Below are 17,705 nucleotides of genomic sequence, written 5' to 3'. Positions count from 1 at the left end.
CGCCATATCGTTTTGCACACTAATCAATACGGCTGCAATCGCCTACGTTACATACGTGGAAGTTGCAGCGTATTGATCGGGTCAACTGCATCAGATCGGGCTTGAACGCCCGGTCATTTCGCGGGCCATTTCGCTGGCATAGCTGTCGGTCATGCCGGCAATGAAGTCGATCATGCGCAGGAAGGCGCTGTGCAATGTGCTGTTGGGGTCGGGCGCATTGTTGCCCAGCAGGTCAAGGATGCGCCGGTGCTTGAACGAGGGCGTGCGTCCGCCGTGCTGTTCCAGCGCTGCGCCGCAAAATGCATTGAGCAGAATCTCCAGTGTGGTGTAGGCACCGATTTCATGCAGTGTCTTGCGCTTGTCCTGGAAGATCTTCTTGCGCGCCATGTCCTTGGCCTGCAGCACACAGCGCTTGGCCGGGCCGTGCATGTGCTCGACCAGGTCGCCGTGCAGGGTGCCGGCCAGCAAGGCTTGCTGCTGCTCGACGAATGCCCGTGCGGCGGCGTTGGTCAGGTGCTCGATCGCCTTGCCGCGCAGGATCGCCAGCTTGCGCCGGCGCGAATCCCCGGGGCCCAGCTGGCGGTAGGTTTGCGGCAGGTCGTCACCCACCAGCCCCAGCAGCAGCGCTTCTACCTCGGCGTAGTCGAGCAGCTCCATTTCCAGGCCGTCTTCCAGGTCGATCAGCGCATAGCAGATATCGTCGGCGGCCTCCATCAGGTACACGAGCGGGTGCCGGGCCCAGCGTTGCGGCTCGAGTTGCGGCATGCCCAGCTTGCGTGCGATCTGCTCCAGCAGCGGCAGCTCGCTCTGGTAGCAGCCGAACTTGTGCTTCTTGTAGCCCAGGGCATCGGCGTGGCGGGCGCTCCAGGGGTACTTGAGGTAGGTGCCCAGGGTGGCGTAGGTGAGGCGCGTGCCGCCATCGAACTGGTGATACTCCAGTTGGGTCAACACGCGAAAGCCCTGGGCATTGCCTTCGAAATTGAGGAAGTCGCCCCGTTCGGCATCGCTCATCGCATCCAGCCAGCCGCGTCCGGCGGCCTGCTGGAACCAGTGCCGGATTGCGTCCTCGCCGGAGTGGCCGAACGGCGGGTTGCCGATATCGTGGGCCAGGCAGGCAGACTGCACCACCATGCCCAGGTCGCTGGGCGCGCACCAGTCCGGCAGGCTGTCGCGCAGTGTCTCGCCCACCCGCATGCCCAGCGAGCGGCCCACGCAACTGACCTCCAGCGAGTGGGTCAGACGCGTGTGGATGTGATCGTTGCTGGTGACCGGGTGTACCTGGGTCTTGCGCCCCAGGCGGCGAAAGGCACCCGAGAAGATGATCCGGTCGTGGTCCTTGTGGAAGGGGCTGCGCCCGAGTTCTTCGGGGCTGTGCAGGGTTTTGCCGAGGCGTTCGCGGGTAAGCAGTGTGTGCCAGTCCAAGGCCGGTTCTCCAGTGCGGGGCAGGCCCCTAGCTTCCCGTGTCCCGGACGTGGCCGCAACCCTCAGAGGCCATCGGCATCCAGGTCGATCAGCAGCAGGCGGCGCCCGTCGTCGAAGAACTGGCCGGCGGTCATGCAGTACTGGTTGGTGGTGGCGTCGCGGTAGGTGCTGGACAGGATCAACCGGCGCTCATCCCAGCCCTCGGCCAGCAGGTGATAAAAGTAGGGCCGCCATGACCAGTTGTGGCCCTGGTAGCCGTTGTTCACGTGCCAGTGCTGGCCGTGCCATTCCAGATTGGGGGTGAGCTGGGTGCCGTGCCGGTCACACAGAAAAAACCGCAGCACCCAAGGGTAGGCGTGCAGGTTCGGCAACTGTTCGACCGAGGCCTGGGCCTGCGCCCAGGCCTGCAGCCGGGGCATCAGTTCGGCCAGTTGCTGGCGGCGCTGCATCAGCCGTGCGCGCTCGTCCAGCTTGCCCTGCACGTAGCGCTCGCGCAGGTGGCCGAAGCGGGTGACGAATGCATCGCTGGCGAAAAAACCGGCCTGGGCCTGGGCGAACAGGTGGCCCTGCAGGTAACGCGCGCCACATTCCAGGGCGAAGTCAAGCTCGGCCTCGTTCTCGACGCCTTCGGCAATGATCCAGCACCCGGTCTTCTCGGCCATCTGGGCCAGGGCCTTGACCACTTCGCTGCTGGGCCCGCCGCGGGCGGCGGCCTGGAACAGGCGCATGTCGAGCTTGAGAATGTCTGGCTGCAGCGCCAGCACCCGGTCCAGCTGCGAGTAGCCGGCGCCGAAATCATCGATGGCGATGCGCGCGCCGGCCTGGCGATAGCGCGTGACCACATCGGCCAGGCGCTGCAGGTCGCCGCCCTGTTCGGTGATCTCGAAGACCACCCGGCGTGGATCGATGCCGTGCTGTCGTACCTGCATCAGGCTGGGCAAGGGTTCGTCGGCAGTCAGCTCGCTGATCCAGCGGGGCGAGATGTTCAGGCTCAGAAACCAGTCGCCCGGTGCCTGGCTGAAGGTTGCCAGGGCCTGGCCACGCAGCGTGCGATCGAGGGTGCGCAGGGCTGCGGTGGGCATTTGCGGGTCAATGAACAGCGGGCCGACCGAGCGCAGCTGGCCGTCGGCCTGAACCAGTCGGCCAAGGGCTTCGATACCGGCGATGCGGCCAGTGGCCGTATCGATGAAGGGTTGATAGCAGGCGAGCGGGTGCCCGTCGTACACGGCGGCTCCTTGTTTTTACGAGACGGCTGGCCGGATGCTCAGCACGGCAAGCCTGCGGCCCGCCGCCTCGTATTGCAAGAATGCAGCCAGTTTGCGTTCAGCGCCTTGACTGCATGAACAGGCGTATCAGCGGCGTCAGGCTGCTGCCCACGCCGGCCAGCCGTGTCAGGCTGCCGTTGCGTGCGCCCTTGCCGGTCAGAAAGCCCAGCAGCACCACGGCGCCGATACCCCAGAGGGGTGCGTGCTTGATGCCCAGGCCGCCCTGCAGCCCGCCTTGCAGGGAGTCGCCCACCCCGCGCAGGCGTGTCAGCGGCTTGAGCAGTTGCCCGGATTCGTGGCGGATTTCCTGGCGACGCATTTCCAGGCGCAGGCGTACCAGGGCCTTGCGCAGTTCGCGGCGGTCGGTGGTTTGCGGCAATTCAGGCAGGCTCATGGCAACAGGCGCTCCCGGTCCTTGGCAAGTTCTTCGAGGGTGGCATGGAACGGCGAGGACTCGTCGAACACCGCTGCCTTGAGGCGCAGCCCGCAGAACACCGCCGCCAGGCTGTAGAACACGCACAGGCCGATGATGCCGGCCAGGCGATAACTGTCCCACAGCAGAATCAGCAGCAGCGCCGACAAGGCCGTCAGCAACAGCAGGGCGAACACCAGGGCCAGCCCGGCGAACAGCAGCAGGCTCAGGGTGCGCGCCTTCTGTTCCTGCAGTTCGATGCCGAACAGTTCGACATGGCCGTGCAGCAGACCAAGGATGGCGGCGCCAAGGCGCCGTGAAGACGAGCCGGTGGTTTCGGTTTCCATACCCCGTACCTCAGCGACGACTGGCCAGCAGGCCGATCAGAAAGCCCACGCCAGCGGCGATGCCGACGGATTGCCAGGGGTTGGACTGCACGTAGTCCTCGGTGGCGCTGAGTGCAGCCTGGCTGCGTTCACGTACCGAGTCCTGGGTCTGCTTGAGGGTCTCGCGGGCACGCGACACGCTTTCCTCGATCTGCCTGCGCAACTCGTCGGCCTGATCGCCGGCCAGGGTCGCGGAGTGCTCCAGCAGTTTTTCGGCATCCTGTACCAGGATTTCGAAGTCTGCCTGAAGGATGTCTTTTGCAGTTTTGCGGGCCATGGGTCTCTCCGTGTCAAGTGGGCGTCTGGCATTTCGAGTGCCGAGCGCTGCGTAAGGTTCAGTGCAATCGGCAGTGGTACAGCATTTGCCTTGCCTTGGTGCAGCAGGCCGGGCGGCCGCGCCAGATCAGGGCGCGAAACGACGGCCGGTCGATAAACCATAACCCAATCCACGACAAACCCCGGAAAAAACTCCACGTCAGCGCTGCATTCGCGCCCCCGGCCCCCACATGGCGGGCCAGGGTAGTGCGCACGGCAGCCGCTAGCGCCCGGTCAGCAGTCGGGCCTGGCAGGCATCGATGGCGTTGGAGGGGCCGCTCAGCAGCACCGCGTCACCGGCATGCAGGCAGGTATCGGTGGCCAGGGCCACTTCCTCGCCATCGCGCTGCACGGCCTGTATTTCCACCCCGAGCAGGTCCAGGCCCAGCTCGGTCAGCGGGCGACCGCAGGCATAGGCATCGGCGCCCAGGTTGACCGCATGCAGCATGACCTTGGGCAGGCCTTCGCTGTCGACCGGGCTGGTCTGCGCCCCCTGGTAGAAGCCGTGCAGCAGGCGATAGCGGCTCTGGCGCACCTCGTCGATACGCTGCTGTACACGCTCCTGGGGTACGCCGAGCATCACCAGGGCATGGGAGGCGAGCATCAGGCTGGACTCCAGCAACTCCGGCACCACCGCCGTGGCACCTGCGGCGCGCAGTTCGTCGCGCAGGCTGTCGTCGCGGGTGCGCACCAGGATCGGCACCTGGGTGTTGAAGTGACGGGCGGCCTTGAGCACGCTCATGGCGACATCGGTCTTGTCCACCGCGATCACCAGCAGCCGGGCACGCTCCAGGCCGATGGCCGCCAGCAGTTCGCCGCGCCGCGAGTCGCCGTAGTGCACGCGCTGCTCGCCGGCGGCGGCCTCCTGCACCCTGACCGGGTCGTCGTCCAGGGCAATGAAGGCCAGCTGTTCGCGCCGCAGGAAGCGCCCGATGGACTGGCCTACCCGGCCATAACCACAGATCAGCACGTGCCCGCTGAGCGAGGCGCTTTGTGCCTGGATCTCTTCGAGTTGCACCTCCTGGTTGGGTTTGCGATGCAGGCGGGCGGCCAGCGCCGGAGCGCCGCGCAGCATCAGCGGGGTGACCAGCATCGAACAGAAGGTGGCGGCCAGCAGCAGGTGCCCGAGGTCTTCGGGCAGCAGGCGGGTCTGTTGCATCTGCGCCATCAGTGCGAAGCAGAACTCGCCGCCCTGGGCCAGGGCCACGCCACTGCGCCAGGCGGTTTCGCTGTCGCTGCCGCGCAGCTTGACCAGCACCGCCACCACCACGCCCTTGATGGCCAGCAGGGCCAGGGTCAGGCCGAGGATTTCCAGGCCGTGGCTGGCAAACAGTTGCAGGTCGATGAGCATGCCGATACTGACAAAGAACAGCCCCAGCAGGATGTCGCGGAAGGGGCGGATATCGGCTTCGATCTGGTGGCGATAGTTGCTTTCACCCAGCAGCATCCCGGCGAGGAACGCCCCCAGTGCCGGAGACAGGCCCAGCAGGTGGGTAAGCCAGGCGGTCAGCAGCACGATCACCAGTGCCAGCAGCACGAACAGCTCGGCCGAGTGCGAGCGGGCCACCTCGTGGAACAGGCGCGGCAGCAGCCAGCGGTTGGCCAGCAGCAGGCCGATGAACAGGATCACGGTCTTGCCCAGGGTCAGCGGCAGTGCCCAGTACCAGGCCTGGCCGCCCTGGCCGGCGAACACCGGCACCAGGGTCAGCAGCAGTACCGCAATCACGTCCTGGAACAGCAGCACGCCAATGGCGTTCTGGCCGTGGCTGCTGAAGATTTCGCCGAGGCTGGTGAGCTCCTTGCTGACGATGGCGGTGGACGACAGCGCCAGGCCGCCGCCCAGCAGCAGGGCAGCCCCGGCCGGCATGCCAAGCAGCCCCAGCAGGCCGGCCAGCAGCAGCGCCGAGCAGATCACCTGCAGGCTGCCCAGGCCGAAGACCACGCGGCGCAGGGCGAGCATCTTGCTCAGAGAGAATTCAAGGCCCAGGGAAAACAGCAGGAACACCACGCCCATTTCGGCGAGGTCGGGCAGTTCTTCGCTTTCATTGACCCAGTCCAGGGCGGTGGGGCCGACGAACAGGCCGACGCACAGGTAGCCCAGCACGGGGGGCAGTTGCAGGCGCCGGAAAATGGCGATGACCACCAGTGACGAGGCCAGGATGATCAGCAGGTTGGCAAACACTCAATACACTCCATTGCAATGCCGACGGGCGCGAAAAAATTTGTCAGTCTACAGCGCTCGAGGCCACGCAGGCTGACCCAGGTCAGTCGTTGGTGTCTCGACCCGCCAGGTGTACGGGCCTAGAATACGGGTCCGCTTTTCACGTTTCACGGTACTTCCCATGCTTCCTGAAACTCAACTGCTCGGCACCCTGGGCTGTCACCTGTGCGAGGTGGCCGAGGCCATTCTGATGCCGCTTGTCGAGCACGGGCTGCTGGTCGAGCTGGTCGATATTGCCGATGATCCGGCCGATGTCGAGCGCTACGGCCTGCTGATTCCGGTGCTGCGTCGCTGTGACTCCGGTGCCGAGCTGCTCTGGCCGTTCGATACCGAGCAGGTGGTCGCGTTTCTGAGCTGAGCGTCGCCAGCGGGGTGTTCACATGCCGATGCACAATCTGTGATGCAACGGCGCAGGTGCTGTTGGAGAATCGCCAGCGCAGCATACACCCGTGACGAAGTCTCATCCGCCAAGGAGTGGCGAACCATGCACCTGAGTCCGCATTTCACACTGGAAGAACTGACCGCTTCCGAAACTGCCCGGCGTGAAGGCCTGACCAACCACCCCGGCCCCGATGCCCTGGCCAACCTGCGCCGTCTGAGCCAGACCCTGGAGCAGGTACGCAGCCTGCTCGGGCATCCCATCCGCGTCAACAGTGCCTACCGCAGCAACGAGCTCAACCGCCGTGTCGGCGGGGTGAGCGGCAGTGCGCATACCCTCGGGCTGGCAGCCGATATCAGCGTGGCGGCGCTTTCACCCCTGGTGGTGGCGCAACGTATCCTGGACAGCGGTCTGGCGTTCGACCAGCTCATTCTGGAGTTCGACCGCTGGGTTCACCTGGCCATCGCCGAAGGGGCAGGGCGCAAGCAGGTGCTGACGGTGCGCGAGGGTACCGGCTACCTGCCGGGGTTGCAGTGAGTACTGTTCATTCATACACTGTATGCAAATACAGTAATCGGGTGAGCGCTTGCGCCAGAGGGGCCGGACGATGGTCAACGTCGAACAATTGAAATACAGCGTCAACCGCATGGCTGTCGAACAGGTGCGCGAGGCCGTGCTCGAATTGCGCCTCGATGGCCTGGTCACCGAGGGCAAGACCCCTTTCAACAAGATCCACTTCAATACCTGCTTTGCCGAGATAGAGGCATTGTTCCAGCGCGCCGGTTACCACCGGGCGCTGGATGTGGTCGGTTATCAGGGCCTGATGTATGCGTTGTACGATCCGGGCCGCTGGGAGGCGGTGGATGTGCTGCGCTGGCTCAAGGAGTTTACCGAGGCTGCGGCAACCCGGGCTGGCTGAGCCGGCAGGCATGCCGGATAATGGACGGCCCCCAACTGGCGAGCATGTCCATGAGTGTCCCTTTCGATCCGGCCCAGCACCAGGCCAGCACTGTCTGCCTGCCACCGGGCAGTTGGGCCACCGTGCTCGACTGCCTGTGCGACCACTTCAAGGCGATCAGCCGTGAACAATGGCTCGATCGCATCGCCCGTGGGCGGGTGCTGGATGCCCAGGGCGCGCCGATTGACGTGGGCCTTGCCTACAAGCCAGGCCTGCGTATCCACTATTTTCGCGAAGTACCCAACGAAAAGCCGATCCCGGTGCAGGAGCATATCCTGCACGTCGACGAGCACCTGGTGGTGGCCGACAAACCGCACTTTCTGCCGGTGACGCCCACTGGCGAATATGTCGAACACACGTTGCTGCGCCGTTTGATTCGCCGGCTCGACAACCCGCACTTGGTGCCATTGCACCGCATCGACCGGCACACGGCGGGCCTGGTGCTGTTCTCGGCCAACCCGCAAAGCCGTTCGGCCTATCAGCAGCTGTTTCCCACCCGACAGATCGACAAGCACTACCAGGCCATTGCCCGCGCCTTGCCGCAGCTGGAGTTCCCGCGGGTGCACAAGAGCCGGCTGGTCAATGGCGAGCCGTTCTTTCGCATGCAGGAGGTGCCCGGCGTCAGCAACAGCGAAACCATTGCCCGGGTTCTGGAAAAAAACGGCGAGTGGTGGCGCTACGGCCTGTCACCGGTCACTGGCAAGACCCACCAGTTGCGGGTGCACATGACGGCGCTGGGGGCGAGTATCTGCAATGATCCGTTCTACCCGCAGATCGTGCAGGGCCCCGATGACTACGCAAGGCCACTCAAGCTGCTGGCCCACAACCTGCGCTTCAACGACCCGCTCGATGGGCAGGAGCGCTATTTCGAAAGCCGGCTGACACTGGACTGGTAGACCGCTGTGGGCGCACAACCAGAGGTTGTGCGCCACCGGGTCAACGGTTGAAGCGCTCCACCAGGGAATACTGGGTGGTGGCGGTGAGGGTCAGTTCCTCGCTGAGCAGCGCCGAATGCTGGGCCTGCTCGGAGGTCTGGTCGGCAAGCTGGGCGATGGTGCTGATGTTGCGGCTGATTTCATCGGCCACTGCGGTCTGCTCTTCGGTAGCGGCGGCAATCTGCGTGGTCATGTCGGTGATGTTGGCCACCGCCTCGCTGATGCCCACCAGCGCCTGGTCGGCTTCCATCACCCGTGCCACACCTTCCTCGGCCTGGCGATGGCCGGTTTCCATGGTTTGTACGGCATTGCTGGCGGTTTGCTGGAGCTTGGCGATCAGGCCGTGGATCTGCCCGGTCGATTCACTGGTGCGCTGCGCCAGCTGACGCACTTCGTCGGCCACCACGGCGAAGCCGCGGCCCATTTCACCGGCGCGTGCCGCTTCGATGGCGGCGTTGAGCGCCAGCAGGTTGGTCTGGTCGGCAATGCCCTTGATCACATCGACCACGCCACCAATCTCGTCGCTGTCGCGGGCCAGCTGGGTCACGGTCAGGCCGGTTTCGCCCACGGCAGCCGACAGACGCTGGATCGCATCGCGGGTTTCGCCGGCGATGTCGCGGCCGCGCCCGGTCAGGCGGTTGGCTTCCTGGGTGGCATCGGCGGTGCGCTGCACGTGGTTGGCCACTTCCTGGGTGGTGGCGGCCATCTGGTTGACGGCAGCGGCCACCTGCTCGGTCTCCACGCGCTGGCGCTCCAGACCCGAGGAGCTGTTGTGGGCCAGGGTGTCGGACTGGCGCGCCTGCTCGTTGAGGTGCTCGGCGGTGTCCTGCAGGCGGGTCAGGCAGGTCTTGAGGCGCGCGTCCTGGCTGAGCATGGCCATTTCCAGGCGAGCCTGCACGCCGCGGCTGTCGGTGTACATCTGCGCGATCAGCGGGTCGGAGGTGGTCTGTTCGGCCAGGCGCAGCAGGCGCTTGAGGCCACGCTGCTGCCAGCTCAGGCCCAGCAGCCCCAGCGGTACCGACAGGGCGGCCGCCACGGCGAAGCCCCAGGAGTGGCCCAGCCAGCTGCCGATCAGGAAGCCGACCTGGCTGACCAGGATGAACGGCAGCCAGTCCTGCAGTACCGGCAGCCAGCGGTCGCGGCGCGGAATGGGTGGCTTGCCCTGATTGATGCGGTGATACAGCGCCTCGGCGCGACGGATCTGTTCGGCGCTGGGCTTGACCCGCACCGACTCGTAGCCGACTACCTGGTTGTTCTCGAAGATGGGGGTGACGTAGGCGTTGACCCAGTAATGATCACCCGACTTGCAGCGGTTCTTGACGATGCCCATCCACGGCAGGCCCTGCTTGAGCGTACTCCACATATGCGCAAACACAGCCGGCGGCACATCCGGGTGCCGGACCAGGTTGTGTGGCGCACGAATGAGCTCCTCCCGCGAAAAGCCGCTGATCTCGACGAAGGCATCGTTGCAGTAGGTGATCACACCCTTGGCATCGGTGGTCGATATCAGACGTTGTTGGGCAGGGAAAGTCCGTTCGCGCTGGGTAATCGGCTGATTGTTACGCATAAGCTGTTCTATCCGGAAGGCTTTCGTGGTGTATCGGCAGACAGGCGTTTTTATTGAATGGATATTTAAAGAATATTGATCCGGCTCAAGGTGCCTTAGCTGTTCGTGTTGTAGTTGAAAGGCTGCAAAGTCAAGCAACTTGTTTGCATTCTTTCATATATTTGTCATGTTAGTCAGCTAGTGACCTGGTGTTCACGCGGGGGCAGGTAGCGGGCGGGCAACGCCGCACAGTGCCTCCGGTTCAGGTCGAACTCAGTGGCCACACTGCGGGCCGGTGCAGGCCCGGCGCAACGGCGCCGGGCCTGCTTCAGGCTAGCTCGCGATCAACTGGCGCAGCACGTAGTGCAGAATGCCGCCAGCCTTGAAGTACTCCACTTCGTTGAGCGTATCGATGCGGCACAGTACCTGGATCTGCTGCGTCGATGCGTCTTCGCGGGTGATGTGCAGGGTCAGCGTCATGCGTGGCTGCACCTGGGTCTGGCTGAGGCCGAGGATGTCGATGCGCTCATGGCCGGTCAGCCCCAGGGTCTTGCGCGTCTGGCCCTCGGCGAACTGCAGGGGCAGCACGCCCATGCCCACCAGGTTGGAGCGGTGGATACGCTCGAAGCTTTCGGCCAGTACCGCCTTGACCCCCAGCAGGTTGGTGCCCTTGGCGGCCCAGTCGCGGCTGGAACCGGTGCCGTACTCCTGCCCGGCGATCACCACCAGTGGTGTCCCTTCGGCCTTGTAGCGCATGGCCGCGTCATAGATCGCCAGCTTCTCGGCGCTGGGCACATGCACCGTGTTGCCGCCTTCCTCGCCACCGAGCATCTCGTTGCGGATGCGGATGTTGGCGAAGGTGCCGCGCATCATGACCTCATGGTTGCCGCGACGCGAGCCGTAGGAGTTGAAGTCCCGCGGCTCCACGCCCTTGTCGCGCAGGTAGCGTCCGGCCGGGCTGTCGGCCTTGATGTTGCCGGCGGGCGAGATGTGGTCGGTGGTCACCGAATCGCCCAGCAGCGCGAGTATCCGGGCGCCGTGGATGTCTTCGATGACCGGCAGCGGGCCGGTGATGTCGTCGAAGAAGGGCGGATGCTGGATGTAGGTGGAGTCCTCCTGCCACACATAGGTCGCTGCCTGCGGCACCTCGATGGCCTGCCACTGTGCGTCGCCGGCAAATACCTCGGCATACTCCTTGTGGAACATCGCGGTATCGACCTTGGCCACGGCTTCGGCGATTTCCTGCTGGCTGGGCCAGATGTCGCGCAGATACACCGGCTTGCCGTCCTTGCCCAGGCCCAGGGCCTCGCTGGACAGGTCGACGCGCACGCTGCCGGCCAGGGCGTAGGCCACCACCAGCGGCGGCGACGCCAGCCAGTTGGTCTTGACCAGCGGGTGTACCCGGCCTTCGAAGTTGCGGTTGCCCGACAGTACCGAGGCGACGGTAAGGTCGGCCTGGGTGATGGCCTTTTCGATCGGCTCGGCCAGCGGGCCGGAGTTGCCGATGCAGGTGGTGCAGCCGTAGCCGACCAGGTCGAAGCCCAGGGCATCCAGATAAGGGGTCAGCCCGGCCGCCTTGTAGTAGTCGGTCACCACCTTGGAGCCGGGGGCCAGTGAGGTCTTGACCCAGGGCTTGCGCTGCAGGCCCTTTTCCACGGCCTTCTTGGCCACCAGCCCGGCAGCCATCATCACGCTGGGGTTGGAGGTGTTGGTGCAGGAGGTGATTGCGGCGATCACCACGGCACCGTCCTTGAGCAGGTGATTGGCACCTTCGTGCTCGTATTCGATTTCGCCGGCCTGGTCGGCATTGCCCACCGCGACGCCGCCGCCCCCTTCACTTTCCAGGCGCCCGACCTCCTTGGTCGACACCTTCAGTTGCAAGCCGATGAAGTTGTTGAATGCCTGGGCCACCTGGGACAGCGCCACACGGTCCTGCGGGCGCTTGGGCCCGGCCAGGCTGGCTTCGACTTCGTCCATGTCCAGTGCCAGGGTGTCGGTGAACACCGGCTCCTGGCCCGCCTCGCGCCACAGGCCCTGGGCCTTGCAGTAGGCCTCCACCAGTTGCACGGTGGCGGCGGGGCGACCGGACAGGCGCAGGTAGTCCAGGGTCACGTCGTCCACCGGGAAGAAACCGCACGTGGCGCCGTACTCCGGCGCCATGTTGGCAATGGTCGCGCGGTCGGCCAGGGGCAACTGGGCTAGGCCGTCGCCGTAGAACTCGACGAACTTGCCCACCACGCCCTTCTTGCGCAGCATCTGCGTCACCGTCAGCACCAGGTCGGTGGCGGTGATGCCTTCGCGCAGCTTGCCGGTCAGCTTGAACCCGATCACCTCGGGGATCAGCATCGACACCGGCTGGCCGAGCATGGCCGCCTCTGCCTCGATGCCGCCCACGCCCCAGCCCAGCACGCCCAGGCCGTTGATCATGGTGGTGTGCGAGTCGGTGCCGACCAGGGTGTCGGGGAAGGCATAGGTGCGTCCGTCTTCCTCGCGGGTCCACACGGTGCGGCCCAGGTACTCCAGGTTGACCTGGTGACAGATGCCAGTGCCCGGCGGCACTACGCTGAAGTTGTCGAAGGCGTTCTGGCCCCAGCGCAGGAACGCATAGCGTTCGCCGTTGCGTTGCATCTCGATGTCGACGTTCTCGCCGAAGGCCTGCGCGGTGGCGTAGCGATCGACCATCACCGAGTGGTCGATCACCAGGTCGACCGGGGAAAGCGGGTTGATGCGCTGCGGATCGCCGCCGGCCTTGGCCATGGCGGCGCGCATGGCGGCCAGGTCGACCACGGCGGGCACGCCGGTGAAGTCTTGCATCAGCACCCGTGCCGGGCGGTACTGGATCTCGCGGTCCGAGCGGCGCTGCTGCAGCCATTCGGCCAGGGCGTGCAGGTCCTGGCCGGTGACGGTCTTGCCGTCTTCCCAGCGCAGCAGGTTTTCCAGCAGCACCTTGAGCGACATCGGCAGGCGCTGCAGGTCGCCGAGGCTGCGGGCGGCCTCGGTCAGGCTGTAGTAATGGTATTCACGGTTCTCCACCGTCAGGGTCTTGAGGGTTTTCAGGCTGTCGAGCGAGGGCATCTGCCAACTCCTTCTGCGTCGGTGCCTGGCAATCATCCTTGCAGTCGCCAGTTCACCGCCTCTGTGACGGTCCGCACGGCACGGACCTGGCTAAGCGGTCAGGTTAGCCCTGTTTGGCGGACCTGACCATGTACTGGACCGGCGGGGCGTGTCGCCAGTTCCTAAACTGCTTTATCATTCGCCGATTTGCCGTGTGCAGGTGTTGCGCCCGGTCAGGGTTGGCGTGCAGGCCAGCCGTTCTGGAGTAGTTGATGAATACCCTGTTTATGCATTGCCGGCCCGGTTTCGAGGGTGAAGTGTGCGCCGAGATCGCCGAGCATGCCGCACGCTTGGGGGTTGCCGGTTATGCCAAGGGCAAGCCGCAGAGCGCCTGTGCCGAGTTCGTGTGCAACGACGCCGAGGGCGCCGAGCGCCTGATGCGCGAGCTGCGTTTCAAGCAGCTGATCTTTCCGCGCCAGTGGGCCCGCGGCAGCTTCGTCGAGTTGCCCGAAACCGACCGTATCAGCGTGCTGCTCGAGCACCTGGCCGCCTACCCGGTGTGTGGCAGCGTGTGGCTGGAGGTGATGGACACCAATGACGGCAAAGAGCTGTCGACCTTCTGCCGCAAGTTCGAGGCGCCGTTGTGCAAGGCCTTGAGCAAGGCTGGCCGGCTGGTTGACGACCCGGCCAGGCCGCGTCTGCTGCTGACCTTCGTCAGTGGCCGGCGCGTGTTCGTGGGGCTGGCCGCAGCGGACAACTCGGCGATGTGGCCGATGGGCATCCCGCGCCTGAAGTTTCCGCGCGAGGCGCCGAGCCGTTCGACCCTCAAGCTCGAGGAGGCCTGGCACCACTTCATCCCGCGTGAGCAGTGGGAGCAGCGCCTGTCGGGCGACATGACCGGGGTCGACCTGGGCGCCGCACCGGGTGGCTGGACCTACCAGCTGGTCAAGCGCGGCATGCTGGTGACCGCGATCGACAACGGGCCGATGGCCGAGAGCCTGATGGATACCGGGCTGGTGCAGCACCTGATGGCCGACGGGTTTACCTACAAGCCCAGGCAGACCGTGGACTGGATGGTGTGCGACATTGTCGAGAAGCCGGCGCGCAGCGCAGCGCTGCTGGAAACCTGGCTGGGGGAAGGGCTGTGCCGCGAGGCAGTGGTCAACCTCAAGCTGCCGATGAAGCAGCGCTATGCCGAGGTGCGGCGGCTGCTCGAGCGTATCGAGGACGGATTCAAGGCGCGCAAGGTCAAGGTGTCGATCGGCTGCAAGCAGCTGTATCACGACCGTGAAGAGGTGACGTGTCACCTGCGTCGTCTGGATCTGAAACCGCGTTGAGACCCTCGCCGGCAAGGCCTTCAATCAACACCGAACAACCGCTGACCCCGGAGTACCTGATGACCGACCTCACCCCCGACGCCACCCTGGATGCCACCGGCCTCAACTGCCCCGAGCCGGTCATGATGCTGCACCAGCACATCCGCGACCTGGCGCCCGGCGGCCTGCTCAAGGTGATTGCCACCGACCCCTCGACCCGCCGCGACATCCCCAAGTTCTGTGTGTTTCTGGACCATGAACTGGTGCAGCAGCAGGAAGATGCCGGCACCTACCTGTACTGGATCCGCAAGAAGCTCGCCTAACCCCGGCGCTGCTGGCGGATGCGCTTGCGTGCGCTGCGCGCCAGGCGCACCGACAGCATCAGCGCCGCACAGGTCAGCCCCACGATAAGGCCTTCCCATAGCCCGCTGGGGCCGCTGGCCGGCCCGAAGTGGTCGGTAAGCCCCAGCAGGTAGCCCACCGGCAGGCCGATGCCCCAATAGGCGAACAGGGTCAGGATCATGGTCACGCGGGTGTCCTGATAGCCGCGCAAGGCGCCGGCCGCAGTCACCTGGATCGCGTCCGAGAACTGGAACAGCGCCGAATACACGATCAGCATCGAGGCGATCTGGATCACCGCCAGGTCCGTGGTGTAGATGCTGGCGATAGGCTCGCGCAGCAACAGCATCAGGCTGGCCGAAAAGCAGGCGTAGGCCAGCGCCGTACCCATGCCCACCCCGGCGGCAAAGCGCGCCTGGCGCGGGTCGCCGGCACCGATGGCCTGGCCGACCCGCACGGTTACCGCCATGCCCAGCGAATACGGGATCATGAACACCAGCGAACTCACGTTCAGGGCGATCTGGTGCCCGGCCACCACGGTGGAGCCCAGGCTGCCGATCAACAGGGCGATCACGCCGAAGATGCTCGATTCGGCGAATACCGCGATACCGATCGGCAGGCCGACCGTGAGCAGGCGCTTGATCACCGACCATTGCGGCCAGTCGAAACGGGCGAACACCTGGGCCGGGCGATAGGCCGCTGCACGGCCGACCCACAGCGCCATGGCCAGGGCCATGAACCACATCACGATGCCGCTGGCCCAGCCGCAGCCCACGCCGCCCATGGCTGGCACGCCCAGGTGGCCGTAGATGAACACGTAGTTCAGCGGGATGTTCAGCATCAGCCCGCTCAGCCCGATCACCATGCTCGGCCGGGTGCGGCCCAGGCCGTCGCTGCTGCAGCGCAGCACGTAGTACAGCGCCACCGCCGGCAGGCCGAAGGCGATGCCTTGCAGGTAGCCCATGCACGGTGCGATCAGTTCCGGGTCGACCTTCATCAGGTGCAGTACCGGCTCGGCGCTGAGCAGCAGGCCGCAACCGCCCAGGCCGACCACGCCGGCCAGCCACAGGGCCTGGCGCACCAGCGGGCCGATCTCGGCATGCTGACCGGCACCGAAGCGCTGCGCCACCTTGGGCGTGGTGGCCAGCAGGATGCCGGTCATCAGCAAAAACACCGGTACCCAGATCGAGTTGCCCAGGGCAACCGCTGCCAGGTCGCGCGGGCCGACCCGGCCAGCCATCACGGCATCCACGAAGCCCATGGCGGTGGTGGCCAGCTGGGCGATGATGATCGGCGTGGCCAACTGCAGCAGGCTGCGTACTTCAGTGCCGACCCTGGCTGGGCGGGAGAGGCGGGTGGTAGCGGTGTTCGACTGTGTCACGGGGCGGATGTCCACAATAAAGGCGCGGAAAACCGCCTAGTCTACGCCTTGACGCACGGGTCAGGAAATACACCGGCGGGCTTTATCTCGGCTGGATCGAGCCGGGTGTATGGGCCTACACTGCGCTCCCTTACAGGAGAGCGCCATGCTGATTGTTGCCGACGAGAATATACCGCTGCTCGATGCCTTCTTCGCAGGCTTCGGCGAGATCCGCCGTTACCCGGGCCGCAGCATCGACCGCGCCTGCGTGCAGGACGCCGATGTATTGCTGGTGCGCTCGGTGACAAACGTCGACCAGGCCCTGCTCGAAGGCAGCAAGGTGCGCTTCGTCGGCACCTGCACCATCGGCACCGATCACCTGGCCCTGGACTACTTTGCCCAGGCCGGTATCCAGTGGTCCAGCGCGCCGGGCTGCAATGCGCGGGGCGTGGTGGATTATGTGCTGGGCAGCCTGCTGACCCTGGCCGAGCTGGATGGCGCAGACCTGGCGCGGCGCACCTACGGGGTGGTTGGCGCCGGTGAAGTCGGCGGGCGTCTGGTGGAGGTGCTACGCGGGCTGGGCTGGGCGGTGCGGGTATGCGATCCGTTGCGCCAGGCGCAGGAGGGGGGTGACTACGTGAGCCTGGAGCAGGTGCTGGCCGAGTGCGATGTGATCAGCCTGCACACGCCCTTGACCAAGGGCGGCGAGCATTCGACCTGGCACCTGCTGGATGCCGAGCGCTTGGCGCAACTGCGCCCCGGCGCCTGGCTGATCAACGCCAGCCGCGGCCCGGTGGTCGACAATGCGGCATTGCGCAGCCTGCTGCAGGCGCGTGACGATGTGCAGGCGGTGTTGGATGTGTGGGAGGGCGAGCCGCAGGTCGATCAGGCGCTGGCCGACCTGTGCGTGATTGCCACCCCGCATATCGCCGGCTACAGCCTGGATGGCAAGCAGCGCGGCACGGCGCAGATCTACCAGGCGTTCTGCGCCTGGCGGGGCGAGGCCGAAACGGTGCGCCTGGCCGACCTGCTGCCGCGCCCATGGCTGGCGCAGCTCAGCCTGCAGGCCGAAACCGATCCGGCCTGGGCTCTGGCCACACTGTGCCGTGCGGTGTACGACCCGCGCCGCGACGATGCGGATTTTCGTCGCAGCCTTGACCGTGACCCGCAAGCCCAGCGCGCGGCCTTCGATGTGTTGCGCAAACAGTACCCGCCGCGGCGTGAGATCGAGGGGCTGATGGTGCGCATCGAGGGGGATGCGCCGCAGTTGCAGCAGATGGTCAAGGCGTTGGGTGGCCTGTTGGTGTGAGGTACTGCTTTCGCCGGCCGGCAACGGGTCTCCCTGCAGGCGCCGGCCTTGCCGGCGAAGCGGGCTTTACACCAGGCATAAAAAACCCGGCACCAGGGCCGGGTTGATTTGAATAGGGGTCAGGCTTTCTTGGCGAGCTCTACCCGGCTTTTCTCCAGGTCCTCGCAGGCTTTTCTGATCATGTCTTCGGTGATCTCGATTTCCCGACCCTGGGCATCGATGATCGACCCGCACGCCGGGTTCGGATGGCTTGGGCGTTGCGCTTGGGTATTGCTGTTTTGCAAGCTCATTTCCTGTCTCCTCATCAGGTTGCAAGCTCAGACTAGATCCGCGACATGACCGCACCATGACAGCCCTGTCACACCTCCAGTCCAACAGAAAGTCAGACAAATCTCCAGCGGCACTTTAGAACGAAACGCTCTAGTGAACTTGTTGCCTGGTCTTGTCAGTGATGCCCCACGCGCTGCAGAGTTCCTTGGCGCCTGACC

Annotated in this window: 17 protein-coding genes; 7 read left to right on the top strand and 10 right to left on the bottom strand. The window is 65.4% G+C overall.

The features are described from left to right. Positions 1-90: 90 nt before the first annotated feature. The 6 genes from KH389_RS18745 to KH389_RS18720 form a co-directional block, all read right to left on the bottom strand. Positions 91-1,422 (bottom strand): deoxyguanosinetriphosphate triphosphohydrolase, encoded by a 1,332-nt coding sequence (locus tag KH389_RS18745; protein WP_054916205.1) that lies wholly within the window; start codon positions 1,420-1,422, stop codon positions 91-93. 62 nt (positions 1,423-1,484) lie between these two features. Beyond that, a complete protein-coding gene (locus KH389_RS18740; protein WP_100633158.1) occupies positions 1,485-2,648 on the bottom strand; it encodes an EAL domain-containing protein in 1,164 nt (387 codons plus the stop codon). A gap of 97 nt (positions 2,649-2,745) precedes the next feature. Further along, the gene (locus KH389_RS18735; RefSeq protein ID WP_043864599.1) at positions 2,746-3,081 is read right to left on the bottom strand and encodes a hypothetical protein; all 336 of its coding nucleotides are present in this window, start codon (positions 3,079-3,081) and stop codon (positions 2,746-2,748) included. Further along, on the bottom strand, positions 3,078-3,446 hold the full coding sequence (locus tag KH389_RS18730; protein ID WP_043864598.1) for a phage holin family protein: 369 nt from the start codon (positions 3,444-3,446) through the stop codon (positions 3,078-3,080). Before KH389_RS18730 ends, KH389_RS18735 begins: the two co-directional genes overlap by 4 nt. Before the next feature lie 10 nt (positions 3,447-3,456). Further along, positions 3,457-3,762, bottom strand: coding sequence for an ElaB/YgaM/YqjD family protein (locus tag KH389_RS18725; protein WP_043864597.1), 306 nt, complete (start codon positions 3,760-3,762; stop codon positions 3,457-3,459). Positions 3,763-4,023: 261 nt separating this feature from the next. Then, entirely contained in the window at positions 4,024-5,982 is a 1,959-nt protein-coding gene (locus KH389_RS18720) for a monovalent cation:proton antiporter family protein (RefSeq protein ID WP_123752333.1), read from the bottom strand. 160 nt (positions 5,983-6,142) lie between these two features. Between KH389_RS18720 and KH389_RS18715 the strand changes: the two genes are divergently transcribed. From KH389_RS18715 to KH389_RS18700, 4 genes are all read left to right on the top strand, one after another. After that, positions 6,143-6,379 (top strand): glutaredoxin family protein, encoded by a 237-nt coding sequence (locus KH389_RS18715; RefSeq protein WP_043864595.1) that lies wholly within the window; start codon positions 6,143-6,145, stop codon positions 6,377-6,379. A 126-nt stretch (positions 6,380-6,505) separates the two neighbouring features. After that, positions 6,506-6,937 (top strand): D-Ala-D-Ala carboxypeptidase family metallohydrolase, encoded by a 432-nt coding sequence (locus KH389_RS18710; RefSeq protein ID WP_054916203.1) that lies wholly within the window; start codon positions 6,506-6,508, stop codon positions 6,935-6,937. Between the two features lie 70 nt (positions 6,938-7,007). Continuing rightward, positions 7,008-7,319, top strand: a complete 312-nt coding sequence (locus KH389_RS18705; RefSeq protein WP_213606017.1) for a transcriptional regulator — start codon at positions 7,008-7,010, stop codon at positions 7,317-7,319. A 50-nt stretch (positions 7,320-7,369) separates the two neighbouring features. Next, positions 7,370-8,254 (top strand): pseudouridine synthase, encoded by an 885-nt coding sequence (locus KH389_RS18700; protein ID WP_043864664.1) that lies wholly within the window; start codon positions 7,370-7,372, stop codon positions 8,252-8,254. Between the two features lie 40 nt (positions 8,255-8,294). Here the strand turns inward: KH389_RS18700 and KH389_RS18695 are convergent, their stop codons facing one another. After that, positions 8,295-9,860 (bottom strand): methyl-accepting chemotaxis protein, encoded by a 1,566-nt coding sequence (locus tag KH389_RS18695; RefSeq protein WP_043864593.1) that lies wholly within the window; start codon positions 9,858-9,860, stop codon positions 8,295-8,297. A gap of 312 nt (positions 9,861-10,172) precedes the next feature. Next, complete coding sequence (acnA, locus tag KH389_RS18690) at positions 10,173-12,914, bottom strand: aconitate hydratase AcnA (protein ID WP_043864592.1); 2,742 nt, start codon at positions 12,912-12,914, stop codon at positions 10,173-10,175. A gap of 251 nt (positions 12,915-13,165) precedes the next feature. On the opposite strand from acnA, the gene rlmM reads away from it, so the two are divergent. Both rlmM and tusA read left to right on the top strand, forming a co-directional pair. Beyond that, on the top strand, positions 13,166-14,230 hold the full coding sequence (rlmM, locus tag KH389_RS18685; protein WP_043864591.1) for a 23S rRNA (cytidine(2498)-2'-O)-methyltransferase RlmM: 1,065 nt from the start codon (positions 13,166-13,168) through the stop codon (positions 14,228-14,230). Positions 14,231-14,289: 59 nt separating this feature from the next. After that, positions 14,290-14,532 (top strand): sulfurtransferase TusA, encoded by a 243-nt coding sequence (gene tusA / locus KH389_RS18680; protein ID WP_043864590.1) that lies wholly within the window; start codon positions 14,290-14,292, stop codon positions 14,530-14,532. Here the strand turns inward: tusA and KH389_RS18675 are convergent. Next, positions 14,529-15,929, bottom strand: a complete 1,401-nt coding sequence (locus KH389_RS18675) for an MATE family efflux transporter (RefSeq protein ID WP_414602818.1) — start codon at positions 15,927-15,929, stop codon at positions 14,529-14,531. The genes tusA and KH389_RS18675 overlap by 4 nt on opposite strands. Before the next feature lie 145 nt (positions 15,930-16,074). On the opposite strand from KH389_RS18675, the gene pdxB reads away from it, so the two are divergent. Beyond that, complete coding sequence (gene pdxB / locus KH389_RS18670; RefSeq protein WP_213606016.1) at positions 16,075-17,217, top strand: 4-phosphoerythronate dehydrogenase PdxB; 1,143 nt, start codon at positions 16,075-16,077, stop codon at positions 17,215-17,217. A 119-nt stretch (positions 17,218-17,336) separates the two neighbouring features. Here the strand turns inward: pdxB and KH389_RS18665 are convergent, their stop codons facing one another. Next, on the bottom strand, positions 17,337-17,507 hold the full coding sequence (locus KH389_RS18665; RefSeq protein WP_167400204.1) for a PA1571 family protein: 171 nt from the start codon (positions 17,505-17,507) through the stop codon (positions 17,337-17,339). Between the last annotated feature and the right edge of the window lie 198 nt (positions 17,508-17,705).

This window comes from Pseudomonas qingdaonensis (assembly GCF_018398475.1).
Classification (GTDB): Bacteria; Pseudomonadota; Gammaproteobacteria; order Pseudomonadales; family Pseudomonadaceae; genus Aquipseudomonas; species Aquipseudomonas palmensis.
Note: the sequence above shows the minus strand (reverse complement) of the source record. Positions and strands in the feature narration are given on the sequence as shown.

Bases quoted from the DNA above. Each gene is read 5' to 3' on its own strand.
- KH389_RS18735 (WP_043864599.1), bottom strand. From the start codon at position 3,081: ATGAGCCTGCCTGAATTGCCGCAAACCACCGACCGCCGCGAACTGCGC.
- KH389_RS18730 (WP_043864598.1), bottom strand. From the start codon at position 3,446: ATGGAAACCGAAACCACCGGCTCGTCTTCACGGCGCCTTGGCGCCGCC.
- KH389_RS18725 (WP_043864597.1), bottom strand. From the start codon at position 3,762: ATGGCCCGCAAAACTGCAAAAGACATCCTTCAGGCAGACTTCGAAATC.
- KH389_RS18715 (WP_043864595.1), top strand. From the start codon at position 6,143: ATGCTTCCTGAAACTCAACTGCTCGGCACCCTGGGCTGTCACCTGTGC.
- KH389_RS18710 (WP_054916203.1), top strand. From the start codon at position 6,506: ATGCACCTGAGTCCGCATTTCACACTGGAAGAACTGACCGCTTCCGAA.
- KH389_RS18705 (WP_213606017.1), top strand. From the start codon at position 7,008: ATGGTCAACGTCGAACAATTGAAATACAGCGTCAACCGCATGGCTGTC.
- KH389_RS18700 (WP_043864664.1), top strand. From the start codon at position 7,370: ATGAGTGTCCCTTTCGATCCGGCCCAGCACCAGGCCAGCACTGTCTGC.
- KH389_RS18695 (WP_043864593.1), bottom strand. From the start codon at position 9,860: ATGCGTAACAATCAGCCGATTACCCAGCGCGAACGGACTTTCCCTGCC.
- acnA (WP_043864592.1), bottom strand. From the start codon at position 12,914: ATGCCCTCGCTCGACAGCCTGAAAACCCTCAAGACCCTGACGGTGGAG.
- rlmM (WP_043864591.1), top strand. From the start codon at position 13,166: ATGAATACCCTGTTTATGCATTGCCGGCCCGGTTTCGAGGGTGAAGTG.
- tusA (WP_043864590.1), top strand. From the start codon at position 14,290: ATGACCGACCTCACCCCCGACGCCACCCTGGATGCCACCGGCCTCAAC.
- pdxB (WP_213606016.1), top strand. From the start codon at position 16,075: ATGCTGATTGTTGCCGACGAGAATATACCGCTGCTCGATGCCTTCTTC.
- KH389_RS18665 (WP_167400204.1), bottom strand. From the start codon at position 17,507: ATGAGCTTGCAAAACAGCAATACCCAAGCGCAACGCCCAAGCCATCCG.